Origin of the sequence: Actinoplanes subtropicus (assembly GCF_000721705.1) — a bacterium.
Lineage (GTDB): Bacteria > Actinomycetota > Actinomycetes > Mycobacteriales > Micromonosporaceae > Actinoplanes > Actinoplanes subtropicus.
The window spans coordinates 416,732-431,646 of the sequence record NZ_JOJL01000020.1; the positions used below are offsets into that span (position 1 = coordinate 416,732).

The window sequence follows — 14,915 nt, forward strand, 5'->3', positions numbered from 1 at the left end:
TGCTTTCTCGTTAGCCCTTGACGCTGCCCGCGGTGAGACCGGACATGATGTTGCGCTGGAAGATCAGGAAGATCACGACGGTCGGGATCGCCGCGATGACCGACGCCGCGACCACCACGTTCATCGGGGTGCCGCCGGAGAAGGCGTAGATGCCGACGCTCAGCGTCCGGGTCTCCGGCGAGGGCATGACGAGCTTCGGCCAGAGGAAGTCTTTCCAGACGTACGTGACCGCGAAGATCGAGACCACGCCCAGGATCGGCCGGGACATCGGCAGGATGATCGACCACAGCGTGCGCAGCGGCGACGCGCCGTCCACCATCGCGGCCGCGATCAGATCCTCCGGGATCGAGTCGAAGAACCGCTTGAGCAGGAAGATGTTGAACGCGTTCGCGACCAGCGGCAGCCAGATCGCCCACGGCGAGTCGAGCAGGCTCAGGTGGACGAACGGCAGGTCGATCGCGGTCACGTACTGCGGGACGATGACGACCATCGCCGGGATCATCAGGGTGGCCAGCATCAGCGCGAGGACCACGTGGCCCAGGACCGGGCGGAGCTTGGAGAGCGCGTACGCCGCGGCGGTGTCGAAGACCAGCTGGAAGAAGACCGCGCCGGCCGCGTAGTAGAAGGTGTTGAACATCAGCTTCGCGAGGTTCAGGTTGCTCCACGCGTCGGCGTAGTTGCGCGTCTCGGGGTGCTTCGGGAAGAGCGAGGGCGGGGTCTGCGCGATCTCCTGGCCCGACTTCAGCGCGCCGGTGACCATCCAGTAGAGCGGCCCGATGAAGACCAGCGTGAAGGCCAGGACGGTGAGAAGGAGCAGCGTCCAGTAGACGTACCTGCCGCGGCCGCGCCGGATCTGCGCCTGCGAAATGAGCGTACGGGTCATCTCAGTCCTGCCTCGTGGTCAGCCGCACGTAGACGGCGGAGAAGGCGGCGAGAACCAGGAGCATGATCACGCCGAGCGCGGCGGCGCCGTTCAGGTCGTTCTGGAAGAAGCCGTGCTGGTAGATCAGGTACGCGACCGAGGTCGCCGAGTCCTGCGTGCCGGCGCCATTGGCCAGGATCAGCGGCTCGATGAAGACCTGCATGGTGGCGACGATCTGCAGCATCGCCAGCAGCGCGAGGATCAGGCGGGTCTGCGGGATCGTCACGTTCCAGATCCGCCGCAGCAGGCCGGCACCGTCCAGCTCGGCCGCCTCGTACAGCTCGCCCGGGATGTTCTGCAGGGCGGCCAGGTAGATCAGCACCGCGGCGCCCATGTTCATCCAGGTCGAGGCGATCACCATGGCCGGCATGGTCATGGTCGGCGACTGCATCCACTCCGAGGTCGGCAGGTGGAGGAACTTCAGCACCGCGTTGAACAGGCCGGCGTCGCTCGGGTCGTACGCGTAGTACTTGAACAGGAACAGCGCCGAGGCGGGCGGCAGCATCACCGGCAGGTAGACCAGGATCCGCAGGTAGCCCTTGAAGTGCCGGAACTCGTTGAGCAGGATCGCCACCACGAACGGGACGGCGTAGCCGAGGATCAGCGCGAGAACCGTGAAGTAAAAGGTGTTCTTCCAGGCGGTCCCGAAGCTCGGGTCCCGCACGATGCGGACGAAGTTGTCGAAGCCCACCCAGGTCGTCACGCCGCGCCGGGTGTGCTGGAAGCTCATCACGATGCCGCGGATCATCGGGAACCACTGGAACAGGGCGAAGCAGAAGATCGCCCCGAGCAGGAACGCGTACCCGGTGAGGTTGTCCCGCAGCTTGCGCCCGCGTCGCGTGCGGGCCGGGGGTCGCACGTCGGCCCGTGGGGTCGGGCTCGCCTCCGGGGCGCTGGTCATCGTCGCCAACGAGAACTCCTGACACTAAGGAGTGCGGGGGCGTTGCCGGCCCCCGCACACGTCGGTCACTTGTCGGCGGCCAGGAGCTGGTTGGTCTTGGTCTCGGCGGTCTTGAGCAGCTGGTCGATGTTGGCGCCGGGGTTGGTCAGCACCCCGGACATCGCGTTGTCGAGCACCGCGTAGATCGCCTGGGCGTTGGCCGGCTCCCCTTTGATCGGGACCGGGGTGGCCTCGAACAGGCCGAAGTTCTCGCTCGGCACGTTCTGGTTGGCCTTGCGCAGCTCGAGCTCCTGCTTCTGGGCGGCGCTGCCGGCGGTGAACAGCAGCGGCTGGGGCAGGCCGACCGGCTGGTTCTGCGGCTTGGCCCGGGCGTAGTCGAACTGGCCCTTGCCGGGGGTCAGCTTCTCGAAGGCGATCCACTCGAGACCGGCCTTGACCTGGTCGGGGGTGAGGTCCTTGCGGAAGAAGTAGCCCTCGCCGCCGCCGAGCGTGCCCTTGGCCGCGCCGTCCTGGCCGGGCATCGGGGCCATCGCCCAGTCCTGGTACTTGCCCTGGAACTGCTGGACGATCGCGGTGGTGGCGTCCGGCGCGCCGATGAACATGCCGACCTTGCCGGCCGCGGCGTTGGTCAGCAGGTCGGCCCACTGCAGCAGCTGCCGCGAGCCCATGCTGTTGTCGCCGTACCGCATGTCCTTGAGGTTCTGCAGGACCTGCTTGCCCTGGGCGTTGTCGAAGGCGGCCGACTTGTTGTCCGCGCTCAGGATCGTCCCGCCCTGTGAGTAGAGCTCGGCGGTGAAGTGCCAGCCGCCGGTGTTGCCGGCGCTGTAGTCGGAGTAGCCGGCCACGCCGCCGCCGAGCGCGGCGATCTTCTTGGCCGCCGCCCTTACGTCGGCCCAGGTCTTCGGCGGATTGTTGACGTCGAGCCCGGCCTTGGTGAAGAGCGTCTTGTTGTAGAGCAGGCCCATCGAGTAGTTCTTCGTCGGGATGGCGTAGATCTTGCCGTTGTCGGTGAAGACCGCCTTGAGCGCCGGGTCGACGCTGTCCCAGGTCGGGATGGTGTCCTTCGTCGCGTACTGGGTGATGTCCATCGCCTGGCCGGAATCCAGCACCTGCTGCAGGTCGGTCATGTAGCCGTAGAAGACGTCGGTCATCGTGCCGCCGGTGAGCCGGGCGGTGAAGTCCGGCGGGTTGTTGCACTGCTGGCCGACGCTGACGCTCTTGATGGTGACCGTGGGGTGCTGCTTCTCGAACGCCGCCACGTCGGCGTTCCAGTTCGCCAGCAGGTCCTTCTGGGAGCCGTCCGGCTGGCAGTCGACGGTGATGACCGTCTTCCCGCCGGCGTCCTTGCCCGAGTCGTCACTGCCCTTCGTGGAGCACGCCGCGATGCTGAGGCCCAGCCCGGCCGCGACGGTGAGCGCCGCAACCCGTCGGTACTGCGATACGGACATCTATCTGATCCCTTCGGGAACGAGTTTGCGTCGTCATGTTTCGTGGAGGTGACGATACAAAGCCGAATGATGTCCCGCAATAAGGCGACTGCATGAAGAAAAAACTCGACGGCTACCTCGCAACACGGAGACGACGAAGGGCGGGCCATCGGCCCGCCCTTCGGTAAGGAATATTGCCTGGTCAGCCCAGGGGTGCCGGTGCGGTCGACCCGCGGACCACCAACTCGGGCTCGAACAGCAGCTCGTCGGCGCCGACGCCGCTGCCCTCGATCTGGTTGACCAGCAGGTCGACCGCCGCCTGGCCCATCATCTCGATCGGCTGGCGTACCGTCGTCAGTGGCGGATCGGTGCAGGTCATCAGCGCGGAGTCGTCGTAGCCGACGACCGAGACGTCGCGCGGCACCGCCAGGCCGAGCCGGCGGGCGGCCCGGATCGAGCCGAGCGCGAGCACGTCGGAGGCGCAGATCATGCCGGTCACGCCGCGCTCGATCAGGCGGGCCGCGGCCAGCCGGGCGCTCTCCATCGAGAAGGTCGTCCGCTCGACGAACCAGTCGCCGGCCGCGATCTTCTCCAGCGCGGCCAGCTTGCGGCGGGACGGCACGTGGTCCTCCGGGCCCATCACCATGCCGACGCGCTGGTGGCCGAGGGACTTCAGATGCCCGTACGCCTGCTCGACGGCGACCGCGTCATCGGTCGAGATGTGCGGGAAGCCCAGGTCGTCGACGCCCGCGTTGACCATGACGACCGGCATCCGGCGGTCGGTCAGCGCCCGGTAGTGCCCGTGCTCGGCGTCGGCCAGCGCATACGACCCGCCGGCGAAGACCACGCCGGAGACCTGGTGGTCGAGCAGCATCTCGATGTAATCGCGCTCGGGCACGCCGCCGATCGTGCGGGCGGCCAGCAGCGGGGTGAACCCGCGCTGGGCGAGCGAGGCGGTCACCACCTCGGCGAGCGCCGGGAAGATCGGGTTCTGCAGCTCGGGGAGGACGAGGCCGACCAGCCGGCCGCGCTCGCCGCGCAGCTTGGTGGGCCGCTCATACCCGAGGACGTCGAGCGCGGTCAGGACGGAGGCGCGGGTGGCCTCGGAGACGCCGCTGCGCCCGTTGAGGACCCGGCTGACCGTGGCCTCGCTGACGCCCGCCTTCTTGGCCACCTCGGCCAGACGTTTGGTCACGGCGGAATCCTACGTCAGCTCATTGCAAAAAACGAACCTGGTCTTGCAGTGGCAGACGAAAGCGATGACGCCACGCGGCGGCGGTGCGAGAATCGGCGTATGGCTCGACGAACCAAGACCGAGACGGCCTGCCCCTGCGGGCGCGGCCTGCCGTACGCCGAATGTTGCGCCCCCGCGCACGAGGGCCACCCGCCGGCCTCGGCCGAGGCGCTGATGCGCTCGCGGTACAGCGCGTTCGCCCTGGACGACGACGCGTACGTGCTGAAGTCCTGGCACCCGGACACCCGGCCGGCCGCGATCGAGCCCGACGCGCACCTGCGCTGGGTCGGTCTGGAGATCATCGAGTCGACCGGCGGCGGCCTGTTCGACGCCGAGGGCGTGGTCGAGTTCCGGGCGCACTACCGCGACCACGGCAAGCCCGGCGACCTGGTGGAGCGCAGCCGATTCGTCCGGCATGACGGTCAGTGGGTGTACTGGGGTCCGATCCTTACCGACGGCTCACTCGCCAACATCTGATCAGGTGTGTTTTCCTGCAGGGGTGGATAGCAACAGCAGGCCCATCGAGGACGGCATCGTCCGGGACTTCAAGGTCAATCTCTCGTACGGGAAGTACCTGCACCTCGACGAGATCCTCAACGCGCAGCACCCGGTCAGCGTGCCCGAGCACCACGACGAGCTGCTGTTCATCCTCCAGCACCAGACCTCGGAGCTGTGGCTGAAGCTGGTGCTGCACGAGCTGCGCGCAGTGCAGCGGCAGATCGCCGCCGACGAGCTGCGGCCGGCCCTCAAGGGGCTGGCCCGGGTCAAACACATCCAGCGCACGCTCACCGAGCAGTGGTCGGTGCTGGCCACCCTGACCCCGAGCGAGTACGCCGAGTTCCGCAGTTTCCTCGGCACCTCCTCGGGCTTCCAGTCGTACCAGTACCGCGCGGTCGAGTTCACCCTCGGCAACAAGGACCGCCGGATGCTGTCGATCTTTCACGATGACCCGGCGGCGCAGGCGATGCTGACCGAGGCGCTCGAGGCGCCCAGCGTCTACGACGAGTTCCTGCGGTACCTCGCCCGGCACGGCTACGAGGTGCCGGTCGAGCTGCTGCAGCGGGACGTGACCCTGCCGTACGCGTACAACGAGGACCTGGTCCGGGTGTTCGTGGAGATCTACCGCGACCCGGAGAAGCACTGGGCCGCCTACGAGACCTGCGAGGAGCTGGTCGACCTGGAGGAGAACTTCCAGCTCTGGCGGTTCCGGCACCTCAAGACGGTGGAGCGGACGATCGGCTTCCAGCGCGGCACCGGCGGCTCCAGTGGCGTCGCCTTCCTCAAGGCGGCCCTCGATCTGACCTTCTTCCCGGAGCTGTACGCGGTCCGTACGCAGATCGGAACGCCCCGGTGAGCGACGACCTGATCGCCCGGGCCGCCGCCCTGGACGCGGCCGACCCGCTCGCCGGGTACCGGGAGCAGTTCCTCGCGCCGGACGACTTCGATGTGGTGTCGTACCTGGACGGGAACTCGCTAGGGCGGCCGCTGAAGGCGACGGCGGAGCTGATGGAGCGCTTCATCCGGGAGCAGTGGGCCGGGCGGCTCATCCGCGGCTGGACGGACGAGTGGATGGAGTGGCCGCTGCGGCTCGGGGACCGGCTCGGGCGGGTGGCGCTGGGCGCGGCCGCGGGACAGACGGTGATCGCCGACTCGACCACGGTGCTGATCTACAAGCTGGCGCGGGCGGCGGTCGCGCTGCGGCCGGGCCGGACGCAGATCGTGCTCGACACCGACAACTTCCCCACCGACCGGTACGTGCTGGAAGGCATCGCCGCCGAACGGGATCTCGAGCTGGTGTGGATCGAGACCGACCCGGTCACCGGCATCCACGCGGAACAGGTCGCCGCGGCGGTCGGCGAGGAGACGGCGCTCGTGCTGTTCAGCCACGTCGCGTACCGGTCGGGGTGGCTGGCCGACGTCCCGGAGATCACCAGGATCGCGCACTCCGTCGGCGCCTTGGCCATGTGGGACCTGTGCCACTCAGTGGGATCCGTCCCGATTTATCTGGACAAATGGGACGTTGATCTCGCGGTCGGGTGTACGTACAAGTATCTGAACGGCGGGCCGGGCGCGCCGGCCTTCGCGTACGCCAGGAAAGATCTTTTGCCGTCACTCAGGCAACCGATTCAGGGGTGGATGGGGCATCGGGCCTCGTTCGAGATGGGGCCGGGGTATGAGCCGGCCGAGGGCAGCCGGGCGCTGCTGAGCGGGACGCCGGCGATCCTCGCGATGGTGCCGCTGCACGCGAACCTGGACATGCTGGAGGCGGCCGGGATCGGGCCGGTGCGGGAGAAGTCGCTGCTGCTGACCGGGTACGCGCTGGATCTCGCCGACGAGTTGCTGGCGCCGTACGAGGTCGAGGTGGCCGGGCCGCGCGACCCGGAGAAACGCGGTGGGCACGTGACGCTGCGCAAGCCGGGCTTCGAGAAGCTGCTCGAGCCGCTGTGGGACAACGGGGTCATTCCGGACTACCGGCGGCCGGACGGGCTGCGGATCGGGCCGGCGCCCCTGAGCACCAGTTTCGGGGAGGTGTATCGGGGGCTGGCGGTGCTACGGTCGCTGCTCTCGTCGTGACCACGCCTCTTTTGCCGGCTTCACTGTGGTGGGACGGCCGCTTCTGGCCCGGCTACGGTTTCGTCGGGCACCCCATTCCGGACATTTCCGAAATGTCGCCCAGGCGACTCCCGGGTACGCTGCTGCCCGGGCTGGTCGACGCACACGTCCACTCGGGGCTGGTCGATCTCGGGACGGTCCGGGCGGGTGGCATCGCCGGAGTGTGGGATCTCGGCAGCGCCCCGGCGACGGTGTCCTCGCTCGCGACCGCCGCCGAAGAACGGAAACTCCCCAAGATCCGGTACGCCGGGCCGTTCCTGACCGCGCCCGGCGGCTACCCGAGCGACCGCCCCTGGGCCGCCCCCGGCAGCTGGCGCGAGATCACCTCCCCGGCCGAGGGCGCGGAGGCGGTCGCTTCGACGCACGCCCTCGGCGCGACGCTCATCAAGATCACGGCGCACGCCGGGGGCCCGCGACTCGACCCGCCGACGATGGCCGCGATCGCCGATGCCGCCCACGGTCTCGGGCTGGAGGTGGTCGTGCACGCCGAGGGGCCGGGCACCGTCCGGGCCGCCTACGAGGCCGGCGCCGACCTCCTCGCGCACACCCCGTGGACCGAGCCGCTCGACCCGGGCCTGGCCCGCGCCTGCGCCGAACGGATGCGCTGGATCAGCACGCTGGACATCCACGGCTGGGGCACGGAAACCCCGGAGCGGGTCACGGCCGTCGCCAACCTGCGGCTCTTCCTGGAGTACGGCGGAAGCGTCCGGTACGGCACCGACCTGGGCAACGGCCCGCTGATCCCGGGCGTGAACCCGCGCGAGATCCGGGCCCTGCAGGCGGCCGGCCTCTCCCCCACCGACGTCCTGGCCGCGATGACCGGCCCGGACCTGACCTGGATCCCGGGCGGCCTCGACCTCGACCCGGAGCGCTTCGCCGGCTCGCTGGCCACCGCCCGCGTCCTGGACGACTCGGTCCGGCCGCGCCCGGACGTTGGGCCGACCCCGTCGGACCGACGGTGCGGCTCGCCACCCGGCAGCCCCACCTAAGCTGCGGAAATCGCGTGTCAAGGCGCGCGTCCAAGACGCCCTCGGCGAGCCCGACCGGACGGGGCCGCCGGACGCGACGTCCGGGGCCGGCAACCGGACGCCGCCGACCCGGCGACGAGCGCGAGGTCGCCGCGCTCGTCGCCGAGGGCCTGGGGGTTCGTGCTGCCGGGGCGCGGGTGATCGCGTACAACTGAATCATGGGTTTGATCGTGGTGTCCGGTGCGACCGGGCGACTGGGCGGACGGGTGGCCCGCCGGCTCGGCGGCGAAATGCGCTTGCTGGTGCGGGACCCGGCGCGCGCCCCGCAGGTGCCCGGCGCCTCCGTCGCGGTCGCCTCCTACGACGACCGGGAAGCCCTGCTCGAGGCGTTGCGCGGCGCCGAGACCGTGCTGATGGTGTCGGCCGCCGAGACGCCGGAGCGGGTCGGCCAGCACCGCGGCTTCGTGGACGCGGCGGCCGCGGCCGGCGTACGACAGCTGGTCTATACCTCATTCGCCGGCGCCGCGCCGGATGCGACCTTCACGCTGGCCCGCGACCATTGGGCGACCGAGGAGCACATTCGCGCCAGCGGGCTGGAGTGGACGTTCCTGCGGGACAACCTGTACGCCGACTTCCTGCCGTTCATGGTGGGCGAGGACGGCGTGATCCGCGGCCCGGCCGGCGACGGGCGAGCCGCGGTGGTGGCGCAGGACGACATCGCCGACGCGGCCGTCGCGGTACTGCGCGACCCGGCCCCGCACGCCGGCCGCTCCTACGACCTGACCGGCCCGGAGGCGCTCACCCTGGACGAGGCGGCCGAGATCATCACGCGGGTCACCGGCCGGGCGGCGCGCTACCACCCCGAGACCATCGAGGAGGCGTACGCGTCCCGCAAGCACTACGACGCGCCCGCCTGGCAGCTGGCCGCCTGGGTGAGCACCTACACGGCGATCGCCGCCGGCGAACTGGCCACCGTGACCGGCGACGTGCCCGGCCTCACCGGCCACGCAGCGACCGGGCTCGCCGACCTGCTGCGTCGCGGATCCGCGCCGGCGTGACCAGGTGAACGGCCAGCACGAGTAGGCCGGCGATGCTGATCGGCCGCATCAGGATCAGCTCGAACGCCGCCCACGGCACCGGGAACGACCCGGTGCCGAAGACCGCAAACGGCCCCCGGATCACCCCGACGGCCGCGACCACGGTGTTGAAAATCAGCAGGAGCGGCCCGGCGACCCCGATCGAGACCCGGTCCGGTTTGAACGCTCCGACCACCCCGCCGAGCAGCCAGGCCAGTAGGGGCAGCGCCACGGCGAGGCCGGTCGGGGTGCGCTCGACGCGCAGCGTGGCCGCCGGGCTGTCCGTCCCGTAGACCTGGTTGCCGCCGTTGTCGAGCTTCAGCCGCCAGCCCCCGCGGGCCGCCGGCACCGCGCGGTCGGAGGGCTGCCCGACCCGCCAGCCGTCGGCGGCCAGCAGCCGGGCGGCCCGCGCCAGGTCGAAGTTCTCCAAACCGAGGTCGGCCTCGACGAACCCCGGCCCGTAGCCGTCGGGCGTGCCGAACACGGCATCGGCGGACCCTGCCCACCGCGGCGACCCGGTCACCGCGACCACGTCATACCGCCTGAGGGCAATGTCGCCACCCGCGCCGGACCGGACAATTTCGACGATCGCCCGCATCTCGGCGTCGGTGGGCAACGCGGTGACCGAATGCCAGGCCAGCCACGACACCAGCGCCGCGAACAGCCCACCCACCGTCAAGGCGGCCGCAATCCGCCGCACGACCAGGGCAGCCCTCGACGCCGACACGAGACCACCTTACGGCCGCGTAGAAAGACCTCGAAGGATGTTGCGCCCGCCCCGCCCTGCGCCCGCCTCGCCCTGCGCCCGCCTCGCCCTGCGCCCGCCCCGCGTTGCCGTGGTCGCGCCGACCCGGGTGTCTCACGCCGGGCGAGATACTCGCTAGGCGAGATACTCGCTAGGCGAGATACTCGCTAGGCGAGAGAACCACTGCGGCTGCGGGAGGGGTCCGGTCCGGAAGGCGTCGGCGACCGGCCGGGGCGGGTTTGGTGGTCTTGGGCCGGGCCCGCCCGGCGGCCGGGGTCGGAGCTGTTGGTGCAGCTTGCGGCCCTGGCACACCGGGGACCTGTCTGACGCGTACGGTCAAAGCTGCGGAAGGGAAACGCTCAGAGCTTGGGCCACGGAGCTTCGCGGAGAGACCGCTAGAAACCGCCGAACATGCCGGGACCGCCGCCGGGGCCACCGAGACCACCGCCGCCGAAGCCGCCGTGATGGCCGAAGCCGCCGCCGAGACCGCCGTGGTGGCCGAATAGGGTGTCCAGGAGGAGCATGCCGCCTACCGTGCCGGCGCCGGCTGCCAGCGCCGTCTTCCACCACGGGGTCGCGTAGTAGCCGGCCGGCATCGGGCGGCCGTTCAGGTAGCCGCCGGCGTAGTAGTACGGCGTCTGCGCGCCGGCCTGCGGGCCCACCCGATAGCCGTGGATCTCCTGCTCCTCGGCGATCGTGCCGAGCCGGGCCGAGGCGAGCGGGGGTAGTTCCGGGCCCGCGTCGATGCCGAGCGCCGTGCGGGCCGCCCGCACATACGCCAAGCCCTCCAGCGCCGTCTCCCGGGCCAGTTGGTACTGCACGACCGTGCGGGCCTGGCCGAGCTGCGCGCCCGCGGCCTGGTAGCGCTCGGCCGCGTCGGTCAGGGCCTGGCGGGCGGCACCGTTGTCGTCGCGAAGGTTTATCAGTTGGCCGCCGAGGCGCTCGTACCAGCGGTGGGCCTCGGCCCGGGCGTCGGCGAGTTCCTGGGACGCGGCGCCGCGACGCCCGCCGGCCAGGAACACCGCGGCCCCGACCCCGATCAGCAAGAGAAGCAGCAGAATCACCATGAATCGACGCTAGGGCGGGGCTCTGGGGCGTCGCCGTGCGAGCGCTGTGCGGCTGCTGTCAGACTGGGCGGATGACCGAGCGTCGCGCGAGTCGCACTGCGGTGACGGTCTGCCAGGCCCGGGCGGTGGCGCACGGCCGGACGGCGCCGGGCCGCTTCGCGGACCCGACGGCGATGCCGTTGCTGCGGGCCGAGGAGCAGGCCCTGGTTCAGCGGGTACGCGAGGGGACGCCGCCGAAGGGCATGGCCGAGCGTTTCCCGTACGAGATGGTCCGCGGCGCGGCCGAGCTCATCGTGCCCCGCACGGTGGCGATCGACGACGCGGCCCGGGCCGGCGCGGCGACCCAGGTGGTGATCCTCGGCGCGGGCCTGGACGGCCGGGCGTGGCGCCTCGAGATGCCGGGCGCCACCTTCTTCGAGGTCGACCACCCGGCGTCCCAAGAGGACAAACGCGACCGGGCCGCGAGCCTGACCGGTAAGCCGCCGACCTACGTCCCGGTCGACTTCGCCCAGGATGTGCTGACCGATGCGCTGGAGGTCGCCGGCCACCGCGCCGACCAGCCGACCACCTGGATCTGGGAGGGCGTGGTGCCCTATCTGACCCGTGAGGAGGTGGCCGCCACCGTGGCCGCGGTCGCCTCCCGCTCGGCGTCGGGCAGCCGCCTGATCGTCAACTATCAGTTGCCGACCTTGATCGGCGACGCCGTCCGCAAGGTCATCGGCTGGGTCGCCGGCCGGCAGAACCCGTGGGCCACCGAGCCCTGGCGCTCCGCCTGGTCGGTGCAGGCCATGTCCCGCCTGCTGGCCCTGCACGGCTTCGCCGTCCGCTCCGACCAGGACCTGCTTTCCATCGCCGACGACCTGGGGGTACGCCTGGGCCAGCGCAACTCGATGCGCAACAGCCGGGTCGCGGTCGCCGAGCGCTAGCGGGTCGCGGCGGCCAGGAACATCGGGATGGCCAGGGTCAGCCGGCCCGCGGCGGCCCGCTCGTGCTGCTCGTCGAGCCACGACTTCAGCTCGGCGTCGGTGATCGCGCCGACCTCGCGGGCGGTCGCGGCGTGCTTCTCGAGCAGCGAGACCGTGGCCGGCTCGGTGAAGATCCCGGTGTGCACCTCGAGAGTGGCCTCCCCGAAGCCGGCGTCGGTCAGCAGCGTGCGGTAGGAGCGGGCGATCCGCGGGCGCGGGATCGTGTCGGCGCGGGCGGCCACGATCCGCCGGGTCAGCTCGCCCTGGTCGGCGTCGATGAGCATGGTGTCCCAGTCCTGCCCGACCAGCACGATCCGGCCGCCCGGGGCGAGCACCCGCCGCGCCTCGGCCAGCGCGGCCGCCGGGTCGGGCAGCATGTGGTAGACCTTGTCGGCCCGGTACCCGAGGGCTTCGCCGTCGGCCAGCGGCAGGTCGGTCGCGTCGGCCGGGCGTACGTCCAGATCCGGGAATCTCTCCCGCGCGGCGGCCAGCATGGCCGGGTCGGGGTCCACCCCGATCGCCCGGCAGCCGCGCCCGGCCAGCTCGGCGACCGCCCGGCCGGCCCCGCAGCCCACGTCGACCACGGTCGCGCCCGGCGGCGGCCGCAGCAGGTCGTAGCCTCGCTCGCGCAGGGCGACCGCGCCGGGCATGCCCTCGGCCACGTCGAGCAGCCGGATCAACGTCTCGGTGTCGGTGTACGCGCTGTGTGTCTGGGCCATGAACCCATCCTGCGACTCAAGGCCGACCTGAAGTCAACGCGGGCTGGCGCGTCGATCTCCACGCATGTAAGTCTTGATCATGAGATTCGCGCTCGCCGCTCCGGTCGTCGCCGTCGTGGCCCTCGCCGCCGGGTGCTCCGGGGACAAACCGCCCGCCTACCGCCTGAACGGGGACGCCTGCTCGGTGGTGCCCGTCGACTACTTCCCATCGGTGACCGGGGCGGCCCCGACCAAGACCCCCAGCGACCTCAAGGACGGCATGCAGGGCGGCAACTGCGACCTGACCTTCGACGGCACCGACGGCTACCTCAAGCAGTCGGTCTTCATCGCCATCCGGACCGACGAGGCCACCGCGAAGTCCATGTTCGACCAGTTCAAGACCGGCGACCAGCAGGAGGCCCAGAAACCGGAGATCGGCGACAAGGCGACGATCACCGACCTGAAGGACCTGGGCGACGCCGCGTACGTCGAATACCAGCACGACAACAGCGGGGCGGCGTGGAGCGCCGACCAGAACTTTCTCTACAAGTTCAACGTCCGGCACGGCACGCTGGTGCTGACGGTGACCGCCAGCGGAGTGGCCCCGGCCGGGAAGCCGGGATCCTGGCCCACGTCCGAGGCGGAGCTACGCGGAAAGGTCCAGGACGTGGTCCGCGGAGTCATGAAGAACCTGACGCCGGCTCACTGAACTTTCGGCCAGCTCTCGGGGAAAGGCGTAGAACCGCACGAGAATGCTCCGGGTTCTCTCCGTCGGCACGGGGTGCAGCAGGCAGTAGCGCGTCATCAGGTCGAGGTATTCGGCGTTGAACCGGGCCAATTCGTCGGCGGTCAGGTGGACCGCGGCGCGTTCGCCCTTGCCCCACGAGCCCATGTGCGCGTGATTGCGGGCGGCATTGGTCAGCAACCGCAGCTCGTTGTCGTACTTGGCGTCCAGATAGGAACGCGCCCACGACTCATCGGCCGGCGGCATCCGCAGCGACAACGGCCGCGTCACCCAGCGGCCCCGCCAATCCCGCCCCACAAAGCCCGCAGCGGCCAGAACGGTGAGCGCCTTCGTCACGTCGGCCGTCGTACGGCCCAACGCGGTCGCGATGGCGTGAGCGCTCGACGACCCCGCCTGGGAAAGGTGCTCCATCAGCGCCTGCTGCACGGCGTCCCGCCGGATCGCGATGTGCTCGGGAGTCAACGCCCGCTGCGGCATTCCGGCGACGACCAGATCCCGGGCCCGCGTCAGCAGGACGGCGGCGAGCGGCAGCTCCACCAGCACGGCCAGCAGGACGCTGAGCCACCGGTCCGGCGCTCGCCAGTCGAGCAGCACATCGAACCAGGCATCGCAGACCAGCAGCGCGGCGGTCGCCGCCAGCACCGGCCCGGCCGCACGATGCCGCCGCCACCCCAGCCAACTCGCCGCCGCGAAGCACCCGACCAGACCGACGTCGAATCCGACCCAGGCGAGCCGCCATTGATCGACGTCATGCCGTTTCGGCAGGCTGATCGCGAGAAACCAGATCCACGGCAGAAGAACGACGGCAGATCCGCTGACGGTGGCAAGAAGCAGACGACGACGCATCACGTTGCGACGGTATTTTGCGCACCGCCGCCCTCACATCGGTGAAGCCCCCTAATCCGGGCACTCATTCCGACACCCAAGCTGAGCGTTTCCCTTCCGCCGCCTTGACCGTACGCGTCGGAAAAGTCCCCGGTGAGCCAGGGCCGCGAACTGCACCAACAGCTCCGACCCCGGCCGCCGGGCGGGCCCGGCCCAAGACCACCAAACCGCCCCGGCCGGCCGCCGACGCCTTCGGGACAGGGCCCCTTCCGCAGCCACAGCGATTGTCTCGCCGAACGAGTATCTTGCCGAGCTAGTATCTTGCCGAGCTAGTATCTTGCCGAGCTAGTATCTTGCCGAGCTAGTATCTTGCCGAGCTAGTATCTCGCTCGGCGTGAGACACCCGGGTCGGCGCGGCGCGTCGCGGCCGGGCGGCGCGGGGGCCGGGGCGACGCTGGGGCGACGCGGGCGCGGGGGCGACGCGGGCGCGGGGGCGACGCGAGCGCGGGGGCGACGCGAGCGCGGGGGCGACGCGAGCGCGGGGGCGACGCGAGCGCGGGCGCGACGCGAGCGCGGGCGCGGGCGCGGGCGCGACGCGGGCGCGGGCGCGGGCGCGACGCGAGCGCGGGCGCGGGCGCGACGCGAGCGCGGGCGCGACGCGAGCGCGGGGGCGACGCGAGCGCGGGGGCGACGCGAGCGCGGGGGCGGGGGCGGCGCGACGCCGGGGGG

General features: G+C 70.9%; 15 protein-coding genes. 7 read left to right on the plus strand and 8 right to left on the minus strand.

The window, feature by feature from the left end; genetic code table 11:
• Window positions 1-10: 10 nt before the first annotated feature.
• The 4 genes from IH26_RS0127210 to IH26_RS0127225 all read right to left on the minus strand — a co-directional run bounded on the left by IH26_RS0127210 (window position 11) and on the right by IH26_RS0127225 (window position 4,445).
• Window positions 11-883, minus strand: a complete 873-nt coding sequence (locus IH26_RS0127210; RefSeq protein ID WP_030439084.1) for a carbohydrate ABC transporter permease — start codon at window positions 881-883, stop codon at window positions 11-13.
• Window position 884: 1 nt separating this feature from the next.
• Window positions 885-1,823 (minus strand): carbohydrate ABC transporter permease, encoded by a 939-nt coding sequence (locus tag IH26_RS0127215; protein WP_030439085.1) that lies wholly within the window; start codon window positions 1,821-1,823, stop codon window positions 885-887.
• 65 nt (window positions 1,824-1,888) lie between these two features.
• Complete coding sequence (locus IH26_RS0127220) at window positions 1,889-3,271, minus strand: ABC transporter substrate-binding protein (RefSeq protein WP_030439086.1); 1,383 nt, start codon at window positions 3,269-3,271, stop codon at window positions 1,889-1,891.
• A gap of 181 nt (window positions 3,272-3,452) precedes the next feature.
• Window positions 3,453-4,445 (minus strand): LacI family DNA-binding transcriptional regulator, encoded by a 993-nt coding sequence (locus tag IH26_RS0127225; protein ID WP_030439087.1) that lies wholly within the window; start codon window positions 4,443-4,445, stop codon window positions 3,453-3,455.
• Window positions 4,446-4,544: 99 nt separating this feature from the next.
• Between IH26_RS0127225 and IH26_RS0127230 the strand changes: the two genes are divergently transcribed.
• From IH26_RS0127230 to IH26_RS0127250, 5 genes are all read left to right on the plus strand, one after another.
• Window positions 4,545-4,961, plus strand: coding sequence for a YchJ family protein (locus IH26_RS0127230; protein WP_030439088.1), 417 nt, complete (start codon window positions 4,545-4,547; stop codon window positions 4,959-4,961).
• Window positions 4,962-4,983: 22 nt separating this feature from the next.
• Window positions 4,984-5,838 carry a tryptophan 2,3-dioxygenase gene (kynA, locus tag IH26_RS0127235; protein WP_030439089.1) on the plus strand — a complete coding sequence of 285 codons (855 nt, stop codon included), beginning with the start codon at window positions 4,984-4,986 and terminating at the stop codon, window positions 5,836-5,838.
• Complete coding sequence (gene kynU, locus IH26_RS0127240; protein WP_030439090.1) at window positions 5,835-7,058, plus strand: kynureninase; 1,224 nt, start codon at window positions 5,835-5,837, stop codon at window positions 7,056-7,058. The genes kynA and kynU overlap by 4 nt, the downstream gene beginning before the upstream one ends.
• Window positions 7,055-8,086, plus strand: coding sequence for an amidohydrolase family protein (locus tag IH26_RS0127245; protein ID WP_051808541.1), 1,032 nt, complete (start codon window positions 7,055-7,057; stop codon window positions 8,084-8,086). The genes kynU and IH26_RS0127245 overlap by 4 nt, the downstream gene beginning before the upstream one ends.
• Before the next feature lie 197 nt (window positions 8,087-8,283).
• Window positions 8,284-9,123, plus strand: coding sequence for an SDR family oxidoreductase (locus IH26_RS0127250; RefSeq protein WP_030439092.1), 840 nt, complete (start codon window positions 8,284-8,286; stop codon window positions 9,121-9,123).
• On the opposite strand, the gene IH26_RS0127255 is transcribed toward IH26_RS0127250, so the two are convergent.
• Together IH26_RS0127255 and IH26_RS0127260 are read right to left on the minus strand one after the other, a co-directional pair.
• Entirely contained in the window at window positions 9,062-9,868 is an 807-nt protein-coding gene (locus tag IH26_RS0127255; protein ID WP_157437419.1) for a hypothetical protein, read from the minus strand. The genes IH26_RS0127250 and IH26_RS0127255 overlap by 62 nt on opposite strands.
• Before the next feature lie 413 nt (window positions 9,869-10,281).
• Window positions 10,282-10,953: a hypothetical protein gene (locus IH26_RS0127260; RefSeq protein WP_030439094.1), complete on the minus strand. Its 672-nt coding sequence runs from the start codon at window positions 10,951-10,953 to the stop codon at window positions 10,282-10,284.
• A 71-nt stretch (window positions 10,954-11,024) separates the two neighbouring features.
• On the opposite strand from IH26_RS0127260, the gene IH26_RS0127265 reads away from it, so the two are divergent.
• Window positions 11,025-11,879, plus strand: a complete 855-nt coding sequence (locus IH26_RS0127265; RefSeq protein ID WP_030439095.1) for a class I SAM-dependent methyltransferase — start codon at window positions 11,025-11,027, stop codon at window positions 11,877-11,879.
• Here IH26_RS0127265 and IH26_RS0127270 read toward each other — a convergent pair.
• Window positions 11,876-12,637: a methyltransferase domain-containing protein gene (locus IH26_RS0127270; RefSeq protein ID WP_030439096.1), complete on the minus strand. Its 762-nt coding sequence runs from the start codon at window positions 12,635-12,637 to the stop codon at window positions 11,876-11,878. The two genes, IH26_RS0127265 and IH26_RS0127270, sit on opposite strands and share 4 nt — an antisense overlap.
• Window positions 12,638-12,716: 79 nt before the next feature.
• On the opposite strand from IH26_RS0127270, the gene IH26_RS0127275 reads away from it, so the two are divergent.
• Window positions 12,717-13,325 carry a hypothetical protein gene (locus tag IH26_RS0127275; RefSeq protein ID WP_157437420.1) on the plus strand — a complete coding sequence of 203 codons (609 nt, stop codon included), beginning with the start codon at window positions 12,717-12,719 and terminating at the stop codon, window positions 13,323-13,325.
• On the opposite strand, the gene IH26_RS62255 is transcribed toward IH26_RS0127275, so the two are convergent.
• A complete protein-coding gene (locus IH26_RS62255) occupies window positions 13,263-14,210 on the minus strand; it encodes a hypothetical protein (protein WP_211268757.1) in 948 nt (315 codons plus the stop codon). The two genes, IH26_RS0127275 and IH26_RS62255, sit on opposite strands and share 63 nt — an antisense overlap.
• Window positions 14,211-14,915: the final 705 nt, after the last annotated feature.

What these genes read in the sequence shown, in the direction of transcription:
- IH26_RS0127210 (WP_030439084.1), bottom strand. Translation starts at nt 883, where the DNA reads ATGACCCGTACGCTCATTTCGCAGGCGCAGATCCGGCGCGGCCGCGGC.
- IH26_RS0127270 (WP_030439096.1), bottom strand. Translation starts at nt 12,637, where the DNA reads ATGGCCCAGACACACAGCGCGTACACCGACACCGAGACGTTGATCCGG.
- IH26_RS0127220 (WP_030439086.1), bottom strand. Translation starts at nt 3,271, where the DNA reads ATGTCCGTATCGCAGTACCGACGGGTTGCGGCGCTCACCGTCGCGGCC.
- IH26_RS0127275 (WP_157437420.1), top strand. Translation starts at nt 12,717, where the DNA reads ATGAGATTCGCGCTCGCCGCTCCGGTCGTCGCCGTCGTGGCCCTCGCC.
- IH26_RS0127215 (WP_030439085.1), bottom strand. Translation starts at nt 1,823, where the DNA reads ATGACCAGCGCCCCGGAGGCGAGCCCGACCCCACGGGCCGACGTGCGA.
- IH26_RS0127250 (WP_030439092.1), top strand. Translation starts at nt 8,284, where the DNA reads ATGGGTTTGATCGTGGTGTCCGGTGCGACCGGGCGACTGGGCGGACGG.
- IH26_RS0127230 (WP_030439088.1), top strand. Translation starts at nt 4,545, where the DNA reads ATGGCTCGACGAACCAAGACCGAGACGGCCTGCCCCTGCGGGCGCGGC.
- IH26_RS0127265 (WP_030439095.1), top strand. Translation starts at nt 11,025, where the DNA reads ATGACCGAGCGTCGCGCGAGTCGCACTGCGGTGACGGTCTGCCAGGCC.
- IH26_RS0127260 (WP_030439094.1), bottom strand. Translation starts at nt 10,953, where the DNA reads ATGGTGATTCTGCTGCTTCTCTTGCTGATCGGGGTCGGGGCCGCGGTG.